This is a genomic window from Exiguobacterium sp., assembly GCF_020832205.1.
Lineage (GTDB): Bacteria > Bacillota > Bacilli > Exiguobacteriales > Exiguobacteriaceae > Exiguobacterium.
Genome location: NZ_JAFIFD010000008.1, coordinates 1 through 17,489 on the forward strand (window position 1 = coordinate 1; position 17,489 = coordinate 17,489).

The 17,489-nt window shown below is 51.2% G+C and carries 17 protein-coding genes and 1 rRNA gene; 7 read left to right on the forward strand and 11 right to left on the reverse strand.

The window, feature by feature from the left end; genetic code table 11:
- The 3 genes from JJU47_RS01445 to JJU47_RS01455 form a co-directional block, all read right to left on the reverse strand.
- Positions 1–245: ribosomal RNA gene (locus tag JJU47_RS01445) — 16S ribosomal RNA — on the reverse strand; the annotation flags it as partial.
- Between the two features lie 290 nt (positions 246–535).
- Positions 536–1,711: a PstS family phosphate ABC transporter substrate-binding protein gene (locus JJU47_RS01450; protein ID WP_228615784.1), complete on the reverse strand. Its 1,176-nt coding sequence runs from the start codon at positions 1,709–1,711 to the stop codon at positions 536–538.
- A 29-nt stretch (positions 1,712–1,740) separates the two neighbouring features.
- Entirely contained in the window at positions 1,741–2,607 is an 867-nt protein-coding gene (locus tag JJU47_RS01455) for a nucleotidyltransferase-like protein (RefSeq protein WP_024372413.1), read from the reverse strand.
- A gap of 170 nt (positions 2,608–2,777) precedes the next feature.
- On the opposite strand from JJU47_RS01455, the gene JJU47_RS01460 reads away from it, so the two are divergent.
- Positions 2,778–3,137, forward strand: coding sequence for a YgzB family protein (locus JJU47_RS01460; protein ID WP_024372412.1), 360 nt, complete (start codon positions 2,778–2,780; stop codon positions 3,135–3,137).
- A 29-nt stretch (positions 3,138–3,166) separates the two neighbouring features.
- Here the strand turns inward: JJU47_RS01460 and perR are convergent, their stop codons facing one another.
- Positions 3,167–3,598: a peroxide-responsive transcriptional repressor PerR gene (gene perR / locus JJU47_RS01465; RefSeq protein ID WP_167601166.1), complete on the reverse strand. Its 432-nt coding sequence runs from the start codon at positions 3,596–3,598 to the stop codon at positions 3,167–3,169.
- Positions 3,599–3,790: 192 nt separating this feature from the next.
- Here perR and JJU47_RS01470 point away from each other — a divergent pair, with 192 nt between their 5' ends.
- Complete coding sequence (locus JJU47_RS01470; protein ID WP_228615785.1) at positions 3,791–5,089, forward strand: glutamate-1-semialdehyde 2,1-aminomutase; 1,299 nt, start codon at positions 3,791–3,793, stop codon at positions 5,087–5,089.
- A gap of 32 nt (positions 5,090–5,121) precedes the next feature.
- Here the strand turns inward: JJU47_RS01470 and JJU47_RS01475 are convergent, their stop codons facing one another.
- Positions 5,122–6,759: an ABC transporter substrate-binding protein gene (locus JJU47_RS01475; RefSeq protein ID WP_228615786.1), complete on the reverse strand. Its 1,638-nt coding sequence runs from the start codon at positions 6,757–6,759 to the stop codon at positions 5,122–5,124.
- Between the two features lie 92 nt (positions 6,760–6,851).
- Here JJU47_RS01475 and JJU47_RS01480 point away from each other — a divergent pair, with 92 nt between their 5' ends.
- Both JJU47_RS01480 and JJU47_RS01485 read left to right on the forward strand, forming a co-directional pair.
- Entirely contained in the window at positions 6,852–8,084 is a 1,233-nt protein-coding gene (locus JJU47_RS01480) for an MFS transporter (protein WP_228615787.1), read from the forward strand.
- 53 nt (positions 8,085–8,137) lie between these two features.
- Positions 8,138–8,551 (forward strand): thiol-disulfide oxidoreductase DCC family protein, encoded by a 414-nt coding sequence (locus JJU47_RS01485; RefSeq protein ID WP_228615788.1) that lies wholly within the window; start codon positions 8,138–8,140, stop codon positions 8,549–8,551.
- Positions 8,552–8,565: 14 nt separating this feature from the next.
- On the opposite strand, the gene JJU47_RS01490 is transcribed toward JJU47_RS01485, so the two are convergent.
- From JJU47_RS01490 to mutY, 5 genes are all read right to left on the reverse strand, one after another.
- Entirely contained in the window at positions 8,566–9,714 is a 1,149-nt protein-coding gene (locus JJU47_RS01490; protein WP_228615789.1) for a DUF3238 domain-containing protein, read from the reverse strand.
- Between the two features lie 89 nt (positions 9,715–9,803).
- Positions 9,804–11,552 (reverse strand): ABC transporter ATP-binding protein, encoded by a 1,749-nt coding sequence (locus JJU47_RS01495; protein WP_228615790.1) that lies wholly within the window; start codon positions 11,550–11,552, stop codon positions 9,804–9,806.
- A 37-nt stretch (positions 11,553–11,589) separates the two neighbouring features.
- The gene (gene ntdP / locus JJU47_RS01500; protein ID WP_021067741.1) at positions 11,590–12,132 is read right to left on the reverse strand and encodes a nucleoside tri-diphosphate phosphatase; all 543 of its coding nucleotides are present in this window, start codon (positions 12,130–12,132) and stop codon (positions 11,590–11,592) included.
- 89 nt (positions 12,133–12,221) lie between these two features.
- Positions 12,222–12,647 (reverse strand): SRPBCC family protein, encoded by a 426-nt coding sequence (locus tag JJU47_RS01505; protein WP_228615791.1) that lies wholly within the window; start codon positions 12,645–12,647, stop codon positions 12,222–12,224.
- Positions 12,634–13,668, reverse strand: a complete 1,035-nt coding sequence (gene mutY, locus JJU47_RS01510; protein ID WP_228615792.1) for an A/G-specific adenine glycosylase — start codon at positions 13,666–13,668, stop codon at positions 12,634–12,636. The genes JJU47_RS01505 and mutY overlap by 14 nt, the downstream gene beginning before the upstream one ends.
- A gap of 83 nt (positions 13,669–13,751) precedes the next feature.
- Here mutY and JJU47_RS01515 point away from each other — a divergent pair, with 83 nt between their 5' ends.
- A complete protein-coding gene (locus tag JJU47_RS01515; protein WP_228615793.1) occupies positions 13,752–14,735 on the forward strand; it encodes a metal-dependent hydrolase in 984 nt (327 codons plus the stop codon).
- A gap of 27 nt (positions 14,736–14,762) precedes the next feature.
- On the opposite strand, the gene JJU47_RS01520 is transcribed toward JJU47_RS01515, so the two are convergent.
- Positions 14,763–15,290, reverse strand: a complete 528-nt coding sequence (locus JJU47_RS01520) for a YceI family protein (RefSeq protein ID WP_228615794.1) — start codon at positions 15,288–15,290, stop codon at positions 14,763–14,765.
- Positions 15,291–15,513: 223 nt separating this feature from the next.
- On the opposite strand from JJU47_RS01520, the gene adh reads away from it, so the two are divergent.
- Positions 15,514–17,034 (forward strand): aldehyde dehydrogenase, encoded by a 1,521-nt coding sequence (gene adh / locus JJU47_RS01525; protein WP_228615795.1) that lies wholly within the window; start codon positions 15,514–15,516, stop codon positions 17,032–17,034.
- Position 17,035: 1 nt separating this feature from the next.
- Positions 17,036–17,395: a DUF779 domain-containing protein gene (locus JJU47_RS01530; RefSeq protein ID WP_228615796.1), complete on the forward strand. Its 360-nt coding sequence runs from the start codon at positions 17,036–17,038 to the stop codon at positions 17,393–17,395.
- Positions 17,396–17,489 lie beyond the last annotated feature (94 nt).

The following is a 17,489-nucleotide window of genomic DNA, read 5'->3' on the forward strand; positions in this document are numbered from 1 at the left end:
CCCCAGGCGACGCCGAAGCGCCTTTCATCCTCGAACCATGCGGTTCGATGACCCATCCGGTATTAGCCCCGATTTCTCGTGGTTATCCCAGACCTGAGGGCAGGTTCTTTACGTGTTACTCACCCGTCCGCCGCTCATTCCGTCGACTTCCCCCCGAAGGGTTCCGTCGATTTCCTGCGCTCGACTTGCATGTATTAGGCACGCCGCCAGCGTTCGTCCTGAGCCAGGATCAAACTCTCCAAAGAATTTGATATAGCTCTTGAAAATGACGAAGCTTGCGCTTCAATCAAAACTTGTAAAACTTTTTTTTGCCTCATCGTTCAGTTTTCAAAGTTCGTCTGTCGCTCAGTGGCGACTCAATTAATTTATCACGTCGGTCATCTCCGCGTCAACAACTTTTTTCACAAATTGTTTTACTGAAATAATCTTTTGTCGTGACAACGTTTATAACTATAATCTCTATTTCCCACATCGTCAATAGAATTATCGCAAATAATTAAAAAAAGTTGAGCCTCGTCTAATGAGGCCCAACCAATCAGTCTTTCGCAAGTGGAACATAACCCGTCCGTTCGACGAGAGTTTGGCCTTCTTCTGAAGTCATCCACTCGAGGAAAGGTTTGTATTGTTCGTAACGTTCCTCTGTCGTAATCGCATAGAACTCAGAGGTAATCGGATATGTACCATCAGCAATCGTTTCAACTGTAGGCGCGACCCCGTTCACTTGAAGCAACTTAATATCATGCTCTTTAATCATGTCAGACGCATAGTAGCGGAACGAGAAACCGATCGCATTTTTATGGTTTTTATAGGCTGCCGTCTGCTCGATGATGCCGCCCATACCTTCCGGGACATCCTCGACCGGGGCGTCCATCAACTCTTTTTCACCCATCATCCGCTGCAAGGCAGTCTGACTCCCGCTTCCTTCTGGCCGTTGGAAAGCACGAATCGAATCATCTTTTCCACCGACCTCTTTCCAATTACGGATATCCCCCGCATAGATTTGCTGAATCTCATCTAATCCAAGCGAATCGACGGGATTATCTTCATGCACGAAGAAGATGAACGCTTCGCGCCCGATCGGTGTCATCTTAAACTTGACGTCCTGACGCTCGGCCGCAGCGATTTGGCGATCTGACGGACCGGCCACGAATATGATATCCGCTTGTCCGTAGATCAATCGATCGTATGCTTCACCTGTTGTCGTCGAAACGACTCGACTGGCATCAGGACGATACGGGTCATAGTTCCCTGACGGATAAGTCGCCTCGACAAAAGCAGCGTAAAGCGGATAAAGCGCAGTCGCCCCATCAAGGCGTGGAATGTCCGCTCCAATTGTAAACGAGGCCGGAGCATCGAGTTTTGCCACATCAGATTCCGGCTGGAACGGTTTATAATCGAGCAACTCGACACCCCGTTCATCGATTCGAAGCCCCGCTGTATAAACGTAGTACCCTTTCACAGAACTAAAGAGCACGACACCGATGATCGTCCCAATCAATGCGACACGCTTGGTACGAGTTTTCGAAAGTGTTGAAAAATCATATAGCGCCATCATAAAAATTAGAAAAGCGGCCACATACCAAATCGTCCAAATAATCGGCCGGCCACCTTCAATCGGATTCCCCATCGTAAATATCGCGGTCACGAACGTTAAAACACCGGCCACAAGTATAATAAAAAAACTGCCTAACAAAAACTTCGAGATTTTCATCTATCTTACTATCTCCATTTCTAATTGTTCTATGAGATTTCGTAGGCAATCGCTTCGACGCCGACGCCTTTTGTCGGCCTCGCCACTGCGCGAACGTATCCTTTGCGTACAAGGAAACTGATGATGCTCCCCAAATCGACGCGAAGCTCCTGCAAGTCCGGATGCTCCATCAGTTCCGAGAACGGCCACGGTTCTTCTCGTTGTTGCATGGCTTGCAATAACAATAACGTCCCCGGCAACACTTTCGATTGAATCAAGTGTTCCATACCGATGATGACGAGGTGGATTCGTTGTTCAAGCGACTCGCCTCCACTCACTAATTCTTCGTGGAGTTTGTACACTTCTAAATCAAGTTTACGTACTTGCTTCCATAAAATGATCTCCGGATGGATTCCCGCCTCTAAAATCGATAGGCGTGCCAAGTGCGTCAACGCGTGATGAATTTGTGTAAAAGCATCTTGGTATTCGCCTTCCAAAAACAAACCGCGTCCATCCTCGAATCGTCTCAATAGTTTCGCAAAGGAGAGCGAGAGCTGCAGACGTTGCTCTTCATTCGAAAAGTTACGCAATCGCTGCCTAAGGTCCAATAAAAATTCATTACGTTCGAATAAAACCATTCCGTCTTCAATCCAGTGGATTGCCCGTCGGTTCTCATTCATCAAAATCCAACGGTCCATCATCGAATCACTGACGAGGTGAAGGACGATTTTCTCTTGCCCGATTTGATAGTGTTTGACTGTCCAAAATGGGTCGACTTTGGCTTCAATCACAATCAACAGCCGATCGGATTGATCGGTCAACGGATCTCGTGGTCGTTTTTTCTTCACTTCGATAATGCCGAGCGTTGTTTTCAAGGCTGCATATTCTGAATAAATTGTCCGAGTCGCATACTCCATTGTCACCTTGATCCCTTCTTTCTATTTGTGAACACCCGGTTCACCTGAAAATCTGGTCTGCTACGAAAATGATTCGCCTTCTTTATAAAAATCTCCTGCCAATGAGGAGACGAACTTCTCACCACTCTATAGATGAGATATAGTAAAGACAGACATGGAGGGATTACAAGATGAAAAAACGGGGGAATAAAATCAACCGCGCTCGTAATGTGGCGTTACTGCTCATTTTTGGCGGCATCGGGGTCATGTATCTCGGACTGCTCGCTAAAAGTATCACCTGGCTGATGATCATATTCATGTTGCTCGGTTTCTTGATGGTACTATCAAGTTCAGCACTTTACTTCATCATCGGAATGGCTTCGACGAAAGCAATCATCGTCACGTGCCCTAACTGCGAGAGAGAGACAAAGATGCTCGGTCGTGTCGACTTATGTATGCACTGCGATGAACCGCTCACGATTGACCGATCACTCGAAGGTAAAGAGTTCGACGAAAAATATAATAAGCGTCAATCCCAACCGCAAGACTAAAAAACACATCCTGTGCAAGGATGTGTTTTTTAGTGCGTATGCGTTTGTTCCGACTGGCACGTCGGGCATGTCCCGTACACTTCAAGACGGTGCCGATCAACTTTGAAGCCGGTCAACTGAGAAGCGACTGCTTCGATTTCATCAAGCACCGGATAATTGAAGTCGACGACTTTGCCGCACGTGTCACAAATGATGTGATAGTGGCGGGACGTGACAAAATCAAACCGGCTCGAGGCGTCTCCATAATTCATCTCTTGGACGAGCCCGATGTCTTTAAAGACGCGCAAGTTGTTGTAAACAGTGGCGACGCTCATATTCGGAAATCGATCCGAAAGCGCCTTGTAAATGTCATCCGCCGTCGGATGACTGTGCTCCGTGACGAGGTACTCCAAAATGGCCTGGCGCTGAGGCGTCATTCTGACTCCATGTTCTCGGAGCGACTGAACAGCATGGTCAAGCATCTCGCTTCCCACGGCAATCCCTCATTTCTTCTATTAGAATTCATGCGAAATGTTAGTTAGAATTAACCTATTTCTTACATAGTAATCTTTATAAATAGTGTACTGATTTCTAAACCCTTCGTCAAACGTTGAGCTTAAGCGGTTGACGGCTATGATACAATAAGTGCGAATTTGTAAAAGGAGGCAATACATATGTCCACATCACCTACTCGTGAAAAATCAGACGTGTTGTATCAAGACGCGCTGACCCATATCGTTGGAGGCGTCAATAGCCCATCGCGCTCATTCAAAGCAGTGGGCGGCGGAGCCCCGGTCTACATGGATCGCGGCGAAGGAGCTTATTTCTATGATGTCGATGGCAATCGTTACATCGACTATTTGGCTGCTTACGGCCCAATCATTACCGGGCATGCGCATCCGCATATTCATAACGCTTTGATGGCCGCATCCGCAAAAGGACTCCTTTACGGGACACCTCACGCGCTCGAAGTCGAGTTCGCTAAAAAACTGAAAGCCGCCATCCCATCGATGGATAAAGTCCGTTTCACCAATTCCGGGACTGAGGCTGTCATGACAACCGTTCGGGTTGCCCGTGCCTACACCGGACGCGAGCTCGTCGTCAAGTTCAGCGGCTGCTATCATGGCCATTCCGATTTAATGCTCATCGCAGCCGGGAGCGGTCCCGCGACACTCGGCTCCCCTGATTCAGCCGGCGTCACGAAAGCGACCGCGAAAGAAGTCATCACTGTTCCGTTCAACGATATCGACGCTTTCCGTGACATGATGAACGAATGGGGCAGCCAAGTCGCTTGCGTCCTCGTCGAACCGATCGTCGGAAACTTCGGGATCGTGGAACCAAAACCAGGCTTCTTGCAAGCGGTCAACGACATCACCCACGAACAAGGCGCCCTCGTCATTTACGATGAAGTCATCACAGCGTTCCGCTTCACGTACGGTAGCGCGCAACAAGTATACGGAATCGAACCGGACATGACGGCGCTCGGAAAAATTATCGGCGGCGGATTGCCGATTGGCGCCTACGGCGGAAAAGCCGAAATCATGGAAACGGTCGCACCGCTCGGTCCCGCGTATCAAGCAGGAACGATGGCCGGCAACCCGGCATCGATGGCGACCGGGATCGCTTGCCTCGAAGTGCTTGAGCAGCCAGGCGTATACGAAAAGTTAGATCAGCTCGGGGCTCGACTCGAAACAGGGATTCGCGAAGCAGCGAAAAAACACGATGTCACCATCACCCTCAACCGTTTGAAAGGCGCCCTCACCGTCTACTTCACTGATGAAGTCGTCACGGACTACGAAGGGGCGGAAAAATCGGACGGTGAAGTGTTCGGCCGTTTCTTCAAGCTGATGCTCGAGAACGGGGTGAACTTAGCTCCATCGAAATATGAGGCTTGGTTCTTGACGACCGAACATACCGAACAAGATATCGAGGAGACGATCGCTGCAGTGGACCGCGCTTTCGCTCAACTATAAAAGATGGTGATGCCGCGCGGCATCACCATTTTTTATAGTGTCGGACGAATCCACAGCAATTCATACCGCGGATGACCGAACACGTCGACCGGCACGTCCCCGAGAAAGCTCGGAAACCGTCGCTCCCGGGCAACATGGTAGAGCGGAATGACAAGCGCTTGTTCCGTCAAATAGCGCTCGACTTCCCGATGAAGCGCAGGCCATACGGTCATGCCGACTTGCTGATAGCGATCCACCATCGTTTGGAGCGCTTCCTCATTTTCGAGAACTTTTCCGACGAGCGATAGTTCACTCGTCAAAAACGCCAAAAAAGCCAAATCAAGGTCTTCATTCATCATCTCTCCGCATACGATGAGATCGGCACGGCAAAGCGTCGCTTCTTCTAATAGCGAAGCCAAAGTGAACGTCTCGAGTTCGATCGTGAAACCAGCCGTCTCTAATTGTCGTGCAAGCAACCGTGCATCTTCTTCAGCGGTCACATAAGGAAGGTGGAGAATCCGGAGGGGACGTGAACTCGCGCATCCATTCGTCGACAGATCGACCGGCCGACTCGTTTCCGGAAAAAATCCGTGAGCGATTTGATGCCGCTCCCCCCCTCGCTGAACGAACGCACGTTTATCGATCGCCTGTACAATCGCCCGGCGCACGTCAGGCTCTGATTTAAGCCAAGAATCGCGCATGTTGAAGACGACGTAGCGGGCCCCTGCCTCGGCGACCCATTTTACGAGCCGATGATCGTCACGCTGGCTCCATTTGGCGTAGTCTGTCTCCGAAAACGTCACGAACTCGACGACATCCAATGAAGGACGGGGCCGTAGTCCGCGTTCGAACGCCCGGAGCCGGACGATTTCGTCGGACACGTGTTCAAGCTTGAACGGACCCGTACCAATATTCCCTTCCGACCCTTCGTAGGAGATCGAGGCCGGTGTTTGGGAAAGCAACCGTTCGACGTAGGCCCGATGTGCCGATGTGTAAATATCGACGACGTATGAGGCTGGTGAGACGATTCGCTCAATCGGACTAAACAACCAGGTTTGTTTGCCTCGTTCCAATAGTCGGTTGAGCGAGTAGACGACGTCTTTCGCCGAGAGCGCGATCCCGTTATGGAACGTAATCCCTTTTCTAATGTAACAGCGGAATCCGAACGGCGTTTCTTCCATATGATGCGCGAGCGAAGGTTGAATCGACGTCCCGTCCCATTCGAACAAGCGGTCAAACAGATGACGCGATAAAGATGCTTCCATGGCGATGTGGATATCGAGCGGATCAAGCGACGTAAGCGCCCGCGTCCGTGGAAAAATAAATCGATCTTCCTCGGTCTGTTCAAAACCGAACCGGTCCCAAATTCTGGCGTGAATAATCTCGCGCAAGGCGGACGGCCAATCCCATTCCAACCACTTGGCCGCCTCCGCCATGGAGGCTTCCTGTAACGATCGTTCGATCCACTCACTTAACGTCTTATCAAAGCCGGCCGTAAACTGGATGACCGACTCGTGCCCTCTCCCTCTTCCGGCCTGATACGTCACCCATCCGGAAACGGCCCATACTTTGATGTCCCGTTTAATTTGCTTCTCACTGTACCCGATGGCACGGGTCGCTTCCCGTAGCGTCACATCGATTCGCCCTTGTTCTACCGCGTAATGATACATCGCTACAAGCTTTGCATTCATGTCACTCCCCCTAAAAGTGGACACCTCCACATGATTTGTCTCTTTTTTCCAAGTGTAGTCCACGATTACAGTAGTGACAAGGAGGTGTTCACATGAAATTTAAAGATTTCCCTACTAACGTCCGGCTCCGGCTCGTGTGCGGCTTTTTCATCCGCATCGTCGGTTCGGCCATTTTCCCATTCATGGCTTTATATTTTTCGGCAGAACTCGGTAAAATTACTGCCGGGATCATCATGACGTCTTTTGTTGTCGTCGGTTACGTCACCGGCTTATTTGGTGGATACTTCTCGGATCGGTTCAATCGAAAACATGTGTTACAAATCGGACAAGTCGTCCAAATCATTTGTTTCATCGGCATGACGTTCGCGATTCACCCATCTAATAACTGGGCGCTCGTCGTCGCCGTCCTCTATTTTGGTCACGCGGTTTCAAACGGATTGAACTACCCGGCCCTTGAGGCGATCGTCATCGATTCAATGGAAGAATCGAATCGAAAAGCGATTTACGTGTACGATTACTGGCTCGTCAATTTGGCGATTGCCGGGGGCGTCATGCTCGGCGGGTTGTTCTATCGGGATCATCGCTTCGCCTTATTCGTCGGAATGACAATCGTCTTGACGATCACGACACTCGTGTTGCAACGCTTCCTCGTTGACTCTTATAAAGGCAATCGCTCCACCCCGGCGAACCCGATTGTCGGCGTCATCGAAAACTATCGGATCGCTCTCGGTGACCGTCGTTGGATGTTGTTCGTCCTCGGCAGCATGCTCGTCTTTTCGACCGAGTTCCATATGGCGAACTATATCGGGGTTCACTTGGCTGAGACGTTCAACGAGCGTTCGATTGTCGGGATCCCGTTCGATGGGGTTCGGATGATGGCGTTCATGCAGTTGGAGAATACACTCCTCGTCGTAGCCATTACGTTTGCCGTCACCGCTTTTGTGAAACGTTACCGCGAACAATATATTTTCTTCATCGGCTTGTCGTTATACATCACTGCCTATGCGGCCATCACCTCGATGAACTCATTTTTAGTCTTGGCCGTTCTAGCCATCGTCTTCACGCTTGGCGAGGTGCTCTATTCTCCGATTCGGCAAGTGAAGCAAGTTGATTTGCTCGACCCGGACCGTCGCGCCTCGTACCTCGCTTTCGGTGGCCTGACGTTCCACGGGGCCAAACTCGTTGCCGCTGCCGGCATCGTCGTCGGAGCGTTCATCGGCCCCTTGTTCATGAGCGGTTACATCTTCCTGTTCGGTGCCTTAGGGGGGTACTTGTATTACGTCTCCCTTTATAAGATGGAATCGGTCCGAAAACTGGCAGCATGACGTTTGAACTTTCGCTCGAGCGGTAACTAGCAAGAGAGAAGGAGGCGATTGTTATGCCAGCTATCGTACTGTTCGACGGGGATTGTAACTTTTGTGATGCGAGTGTCCAATTCATTTTGAATCGCGACACAAACGGGAACTTCCATTTCGCATCGCTTCAAGCAGATACCGGGAAGATGTTGCGCGAACGCCATCGTATCCCTGAAACGGTCGACAGCATCGTGTTGATCAAAGACGGTGTGCCTTATCTCAAATCCGATGCGGCGGTCCGGATTGCCGAAAAGTTAGATGGAACATGGCGCTGGCTACGTTTCGTCCGCTTCATTCCCAGACCGCTACGCGACCTCGGGTATGATGTCATTGCGAAAAACCGCTATCAATGGTTCGGAAAGAAAGAGACGTGCAAACTGCCCACACCGGAAGAACGCAGCCGATTTCTCGACCAACAAAAACCGCCGACTCCATGAGTCGACGGTTTTTTTCAGTCCATACACGTTAAATACGTCCAATGACAATCCGGCATCGGTTGCGCCATGAAACTGACACCAAGATCATCGGCTCGGTGGATCGTCGTCCACGGTGCTTCTCCGACGCGAAGGTATACTTCGTGGTGCGGGGACTGGGTATGCGTCCCGGACAGCTTGAACGTCGCTTGATTTTTGAGATGCGCCACAATCGTGTATTTGATGTCTGGCGCAATCACAAGTGGATTGCCGACAGCATGTTGCAGACGATATGATGTTTCGCCTTGCTCGATGTCAACATATTCGAGATAGACGTTATCGACGGAAGCGACGTCTTCTCCCGTCAATTGATGTCTCGCATTAAAGCCCCGCGTGACACCTGCATCTTTTTTGATGGAGACGATCGGAATGTCCTCAAGCCCCTCCACTTTCACTTCGGTCCGTGTCCGATATTCAGAGGCATGGACGTTGTAAGGCCGACCGTCCCCTTCGAAATAAGGGTGCGGTGACAGTAAGTTCGGATTTTTCAGACGCGGCGGCCGAATAAACGTCTGCACACGGAGCTGGATCTCGTCAACAGTTGCCGTCTCCGGTCGCGGCGGGCTGACGAGGAAGTACATGACGTATAGTTCTTGATTCCGGCGCGTGTCCGCATTGAACTCTTTTGCGAGCGACATCGCTTTGCCGACCGCATGAATGAAGCGCGTCCCTGGTTTTTGATCATATTTGACGGGTCGCAGCGCCCGTACCTCGTAAACGGTCGGCGCCTCTAACGGTGTCTCATCGATGTATCCTGTCCCGACGACTTCCGCAATGCGACGACCTTTGCGGTAAATCGCATACGTCTCGACGTCAGGAATCGGGTCCCACTGCAAGTACGTTCCCGCTTGCGACACGACGGCCGCCGTCAAATGACGGTTCCAGTACAGCTCGTCTTGTGGATTGACCGCTGCCGTATATAGCTTCGCCTCTTCCCCTGAGGTGTTCGTGATGCGGTAAGCGACTTGTTCCCCGACCTTCGTGTCACGGTCGACATAATGATTCACTGATCCGTTGAAGACTTCTTTGCCGTTACGCGTCACCGTCACTTCTCCTTCAAGCGACCACGTCAATTCCAACCCGTCGCTGAGCGGCTTCACGGTAATCAATCCATCCCCGTTTTTCATAGCACCATCCCCCTTTAGTCATGTCGTTTCCTCATTCCCGTCTACCTGATTCGGAAAACAAAAAAAGACTTCGAGTTGAACTCGAAGCCTCATTCGACGACAGCTAAATCTTGAATCATATACAAGTCGTAGTAAGCGCCTCGGCGACGCATCAGCTCTTCGTGCGTCCCCGTTTCCATGATTTGTCCGTTGTCGACGACGACAATCTTGTCGGCATCGGTGATTGTCGAGAGACGGTGGGCGACGATGAGCGTCGTCCGGCCTTTCGTCAACCTTGCGAGCGAATCTTGGATCATCGACTCACTTTCAAGGTCGAGCGCGCTCGTCGCCTCATCGAGAATGATGATTGGCGGATGTTTCAAAAACACGCGGGCGATGGCGAGACGTTGCTTCTGTCCACCTGACAACTTGACCCCTTTTTCGCCGACCGGCGTATTGTAGCCGTCAGGCAAGTTCATGATGAACTCGTGAGCGTTCGCTGCTTTCGCGGCGGCGATGACCGCATCGTCCGTCGCTTCCGGATTCCCCATCCGGATGTTCATGGCGACCGATTCACTGAAGAGGACCGAATCTTGCATGACCATACCGATTTGGTCACGGAGGGCACGAAGTTTAAAATCACGGACATCGACGCCATCAATTTTAATACTGCCGTCCGTCACGTCATAAAAACGTGGAATCAAACTGACGAGCGTCGATTTTCCGCCGCCGGACATACCGACGAAAGCGACCCGTTCCCCGGACCGGATATGAAGGCTGACGTCGCGCAAAGCCCGCGTCCCTTCTTTTTCGTAGGCAAATCCGACACGGTCGAGCTCAATGTCTCCGGCTGTCTTCACCGGGACGAACGCATCGTTTTTCTGTTCGATGTCATACGGCTCATCAAGGAATTCAAACACCCGGTCCATCGACGCGACCGACTGCGTGAGCGTCGTCGCCGAGTTGACGAGACGGCCGAGCGGCGCGTAAAGACGGTCGATATAGGCGATGAACGCGACGAGCGTACCGAGTGAGACGTCGCCTTGTAAGACGAGCCAAGAAGCCGACGTAAAGATCAAAATCGGTGCGATATCCGTAATCGTCGAGACGACGACGTACGTCTTCGCGTTCCATCCGGTATGACGAAGTGCGGCTTTCAAGAAGCCGCCGTTCTGTTCTTCGAACGCCTTGTTCTCATACGGCTCGAGCGCGAAACTGCGGATGACGGCCATCCCGTTGACGCGTTCCGTCAAATGGCCTTGCAGATCCGCGAGCGCGGCCGAACGTTCTCGTGTGAGTCGGCGCAAGCGTCCGTAAAAGTAGCGGACGGCGATCGCGTAGAACGGGAGCGGCAACACGGCGATGAGCGTCAGTTGCGGGTCGATCGTATACATGATTGCGATGGCGATTAAAATCGTGACCATATCGAGCCAAATGTTCATGAGTCCCGTGATGACGAAATCTTTCGTCTGTTCGACGTCGTTGATGATCCGCGAGATGATCTGCCCGGTCTTATTGTTCGAATAGTAACGAAGCGATAGCTTTTGCACGTGGTCGAACAATCGGTTCCGAACGTCAAATAAAATCCGCGTCGCCGCCCATTGTGCCAAGTATTGGCGTAAATACTCGATCGGCGGCTTCAAGACGAGGAAGATGAAGAAGATGATGCTGAACAACCAGACGAGCTCAGTGTAATCCGCCGCCGGGTCCGGGTCCGTTAAATAGGTGTCAATGACATGTCTATAAAGGAGCGGTAACCCAAGCGGGATGGAAAACTTCAAAATCCCGACGAAGATCGTCAACGCAATTTGTTTTTTATATGGTTTTACGAACTGTAAATAGCGTCTAATACTGCCCATGGAATCCTCCTTCAAGAAAAAAAGCGGAGATGAGTCCTCATCTCCGGTAACGTGCTTCGTATTCGCGATACCATTCATCGACGAATGTTGGGTTGAACGGCCCTTTCCGTCCTCGAATCCAGTTGATCAGTTCTTGCACGTTCTGTTTCAAGATTCGATCAATCGCTTTCGGATAATTCATCTCGCGACGATGCCGCTCATATTCATCCTCATCTAAAATCGTGTACGACATATCCGGGAACACTTTAATATCTAAATCGTAGTCAATGTACTTGATGGCTCGTTCTGCCCCATCGAACGTTGTCGGCGAACCTAGATTACAGTAGTAGTAAATCCCGTCTTCGCGAATCATGCAGATGACATTGAACCAAAACTCAGATGAAAAGTAGCAAATTGCCGGCTCTCTTGTTCTCCATTGCCGGCCGTCTGACTCACTGACCATGATGCGGTCATTGAATCCGATCATATCCGTTTTAGACGACTGAAGGACGAGCGTTTCTTCCCAAACGCGATGCAAAGTTCCGTTGTGCTTGTAGCTCTGTATCTCGATCTTGCTACCTGCTTTGGGAAATAAGCTCATAAGCTCCTCCTTTCCGCTATGATGCTATACAATTCTCATATTTAATTATAGCGACTTTCAGAACCAATGAAAAAGGAAATCTCTTATTTTCACGAATTTAGTATGTTTTGGAATGCGGCGGCACGTGCTTTGAACATCGGGCGCAACACGAAATATTCGACGAGCACGGACGGCACGTAGCTGTCGAACGTGACCTCATCGACCATGACGGCCCGTCCGTCCACTGTTTCAACGCGATGAACGTGACAAAAGCGCTTGAACGGGAACGGCAATTTCACACCTTGGTCACAAAACGCATGCGGTCCGGTCAACGTGATGGCGCTATGCCATGGAAGTGCGATCGGACCGACCCCGACACGGAGCCGTACTTCATTCCCTTCAACCGACGCCCCGTCCCCGAGGAGCGTCACTTGTGGAAACGAGGTCAACTCTGTCAACAAAGATGCGTCTTGAAGCAACGTCCATATCGTGTCAGGCGACGCTTCGAACGCTGTCCGTACGTTAAACTGTCTCATCTCTCGCACCTGCCATCTGTTCTAGTTTTTGTTGGGCGACCGACACGCTCACGACATCGCGTTCGCTTTCATCGAGCCACACCCACTCACCTTCCGGCAACGCCTCGACCTCGTACAAATCGAGATACCAGACGATGTGTGAAAACACGTGTTTCACTTGTCCAACATAGGTTCCGTTAAACTGTTCCCCCGTTCCGCGTTCTGTAAGCGGATATTGCCACATTCCTGCGAGAAGACCGGCATCAGGTCGTCTCACGTAAGCAGTGCGTCCGTCACGGCGGCAAAGGAGCGCGTCGTACATTTCGATGCGTGCCGCTCCTTTTTTCGTTTTGACCGGGAGTTCATCTTGGACGTGATGGGTATAAGCATAACAGTGATCTTGGACCGGACAGAGCGAGCACATCGGATTTTTCGGGGTACATACCGTCGCTCCAAGTTCCATGACCGCCTCATTAAAGTCTGAAGCGTGGCTCGGATCCATCAACCGCCTTACGACTTGTTCGAACTGTTTCCTTGTCTTTGGGACTGCGATGTCGTCGTAAATTCCGAATTGTCGGGACATGACCCGCATAACGTTTCCGTCGACGGCCGGTTCCGGTTGATTGTAAGCGATGGAAAGCACCGCTCCTGTCGTATAGGGCCCTACCCCTTTCAACTTCTCGAACCGTTCCTTTTCCTCTGGGACAATCCCGTCATAGACGGCAACGACTTCTTTGACAGCCGCATGGAGGTTACGGACACGAGAATAGTACCCGAGCCCTTCCCAATATTTCACCACTTCTTCGGCGTCGGCCGCCGCTAAGTCCTCGATGGTCGGAAAGCGATTCATGAAGCGGTTATAGTATGGGATGACCGTATCGACACGTGTCTGTTGGAGCATGACCTCGCTCACCCAAACCCGGTATGGATTTTTCGCATGTCGCCACGGCAAATCTCGTTTTTCGCGGTTGAACCATGTCACCAAATTTGTGTTAAACTCTTGAATATTATAATTTGTGAACAATTTATCAAGATCGAGCATTTTGTTTCCCCTCATTTTAAAAATATTGTATGATGTAATGGATCAGTTAACGCCGTTTTCATTTATGGAGGTGCTGAAGCACATTGGATACTGCTACTCACATTGGGATGGGGCTCGGTTTAAGTGCCCTTGCGACGCTCAGCCCGGAAGTGTCCGGTGACGCACAGATGTTTCTCGCCATGACAGCGACCGCACTCATCGGTTCGCACGCTCCGGACTTTGATACTGTCTTCAAACTTAAAGGAAATAGCACGTATTTGCGCCAGCACCGCGGTCGTTCACACGGAATCACCGCACTTCTTGCTTGGCCGATCATCGTCAGCGCGGTCATTGGGACTGTGCTCGGCGTCAACCCCGCCTCTTTATGGATCATGGCTCAAATCGCGGTACTGTTACACGTTACCGTCGACTTGTTCAACGCCTACGGGACGCAAGCCCTCCAACCGTTCTCGAAGAAATGGATTGGATGGGGCGTCATCGGGACGTTCGATCCGTACTTGTTCTCGGCTTATTACGGGGCATATGTATTATGGCTCATCACAGGGGCGACTGTCCCGATTTTTGCATTGCTCATTGCGCTCGTGATCAGCTATTACGCGATTCAGTTCAAATTACGTAACCGGGCTTTGGCCACGGTGGCGCGCCACTTCGCCGGAGCCCACGAGCTCTTCATCTCACCTGGTATCGGTTGGGATGACTGGCACGTTGCCGTCCGTTTCCGTGACGGACTCGGCGCGGTCAAAGTGAAAAAAGGGACGGTCATCGAATGTGGTCGTTTCCGCGATAAACCGATGCCTGGTGAAGACGATCTTCATTTCGTCGAAGCCCGTAAAAATGCGGATCTTCAATCGTTCCTCGAGTTCTCGAAGATTCACACGTATACGGTCACACGCCACAACGGGATGATCGAGTATCGTTTCACGAATTTGCGCTACTTCTCAAAAGACATCTATCCGTTCGTCGCAGTCGTCATCGTCGACGAAGAGTCGAACGAAGTGTTGTCATCGTTCACCGGTTGGGTGTTCAGCGAAGAGAGCCTGCAAAAGAAATTGGCTTACGAACAGTAAAAAGTCGCTCCTCGGAGCGACTTTTTATTATGCTTCAGATTCCGTGAATTGGAGTTCGAAATCAAATTTGACTTTCTTATCGACGAGCACGCCACCCGCTTCGAGCGCCTGGTTCCACGTCAATCCGTAATCTTCCCGGTTGATGGACCCGTCTCCGGAGAAGGCGTGTTTCAAGTTACCCCAAGGATCTTTGGCGCTGCCTTCATATTCGACCTCGAACGTCTCTTCGCGCGTCGTCCCTCGAATCGATAAGTTTCCGGTCAACTCGAACTCGCCGCCGCCTTTTGAGCGGAACGATGTCGACTCGAACACGATGTCCTCGTATTGTTCGACGTCAAAGAAGTCGCCTGACCGCAGATGCGTGTCACGATCACCATTGTTCGTGTCAATCGAAGCCGCTTTGATGACGACTTTCACCTTCGCCAGTTCTTCAGGCTGTCCGTTCGCCTCGACCGTGAAGTCTTTAAATTCCCCTTTTACTTTCGAGATCATCATATGTTTGACCGTAAAGTTAATCGTACTGTGCGCTGGGTCGACTTGATAAGTTTTGGCCATACGTGCGTCCACTCCTTCAGGTTGATTTTCACTTCACAGTATTGTGATTACCACAAATCTTGACTTCAAAACATTTAGACGATGATGTGACAAATTATTGTCAAAAAATTTTGACATTTGTCACAATTACCCGTTAGGATGAAAAAGGGAACTATTTGCTTACGGCAAAAATGTAAGCGCATACATAGAGTCCCTATACTTTACGGAAAAGGGAGGAACGACCATGATTTATGAAGTCCCGAACTCGACAGGCACGAAAGTACACTTTAAAGACCGCTACGAGAACTACATCAACGGAAAGTGGACCGCGCCTGCAGGAGGAGAATACTTTGAGAACACCTCTCCGGTAAATGGTAAAGTTTTGTGTGAAGTCGCCCGTTCGACTAAAGAAGATGTCGAACTCGCTCTAGATGCAGCCCACGCGGCCAAAGAGTCGTGGGGAAAAACATCGGTCACCGAGCGAGCCGTCATTTTGAATAAAATCGCCGATCGGATGGAAGAGAACCTCGAAATGCTTGCCTACGCAGAAACGTGGGAGAACGGGAAGGCCGTTCGCGAGACGCTCAACGCCGACCTTCCGCTCGCGATCGATCATTTCCGTTATTTCGCCGGTGTGATCCGCTCTCAAGAAGGTGGCATCAGCGAACTCGATAACGACACGGTCGCTTATCACTTCCAAGAACCGCTCGGCGTCGTCGCCCAGATCATTCCGTGGAACTTCCCGATTTTAATGGCGGTTTGGAAAGTCGCACCGGCGCTCGCCGCTGGAAACTGTATCGTGCTGAAGCCGGCCGAGCAGACACCTTCCTCCATCATGGTGCTTATGGAATTGATTGAAGACTTGCTTCCGCCAGGTGTTTTGAACATCGTCAACGGATTCGGTCTTGAAGCCGGAAAGCCGCTCGCCTCGAGCGACCGCGTCGACAAAGTCGCGTTCACCGGTGAGACGACGACAGGTCGGTTGATCATGCAATACGCGTCACAAAATATCATCCCGGTCACGCTCGAGCTTGGCGGCAAGTCGCCAAACATCTTCTTCGCCGATATCATGGACGCGGACGATGACTTCTTTGATAAAGCGATTGAAGGGCTCGTCATGTTCGCGTTGAACCAAGGCGAGGTGTGTACGTGCCCATCGCGCGCCCTCATTCACGAGTCGATCTACGAACCGTTCATGGAGCGCGTCCTCGAGCGCGTCAAAGCGATCAAGCTCGGTAACCCGCTCGACCCTGACGTCATGATGGGTGCGCAAGCATCGAATGAGCAGATGGAGAAAATCTTGTCGTACCTTGAGATTGGAAAGTCAGAAGGGGCGGAGTGCTTGATCGGCGGTGAGCGCAACATGATGGACGGTGAACTCGCCGACGGATTCTATATCCAACCGACCATCTTCAAAGGCCACAATAAGATGCGCATCTTCCAAGAGGAAATTTTCGGACCGGTGCTTTCGGTGACGACATTCAAAGACGATGCCGAAGCGATCGCCATCGCGAACGACACCCTTTATGGCCTCGGTGCGGGCGTTTGGACGCGGGATATGAACCGGGCGTACCGTTTCGGGCGTGACATTCAAGCGGGCCGCGTCTGGATCAACTGTTATCACCAATACCCGGCGCACGCTGCGTTCGGCGGGTATAAGATGTCTGGGATTGGCCGTGAGAACCATAAGATGATGCTCAGCCACTACCAACGGACGAAAAATATGCTCGTCAGCTACAGCGAGCAAAAGCTCGGGTTCTTCTAAGATGGTGAATCGCGTCGAGGCCACCCCCGCCACGATCGCGCTTCTCGACCAGCTGAAACGAAAGCACGGACCTCTCCTGTTTCACCAGTCCGGCGGTTGTTGCGACGGAAGCTCACCGATGTGCTTTCCCGAAGGTGAGTTTATCGTCGGCGACCATGACGTCCTGCTCGGAGAGATTGGCGGTTGTCCGTTCTATATTCACGAGAAGCAATATGATTATTGGAAACATACGCAACTCATCATCGACGTCGTCGACGGCAGAGGCGGCATGTTCTCGGTCGAGGGCGTCGAAGGCAAACGGTTCTTGACCCGTTCCCGCGTGTTCACGGACGAAGAACGGGCCGAATTGCGACAGTCGTGAACGAGGATTAAAGCCGAGACAATAAGAAGTGGCGCGGCCGCGGGTGACGGGGGGGTGGTGTTTATTCTAGAGTATTTTTAGGTGCGAAAAGAGA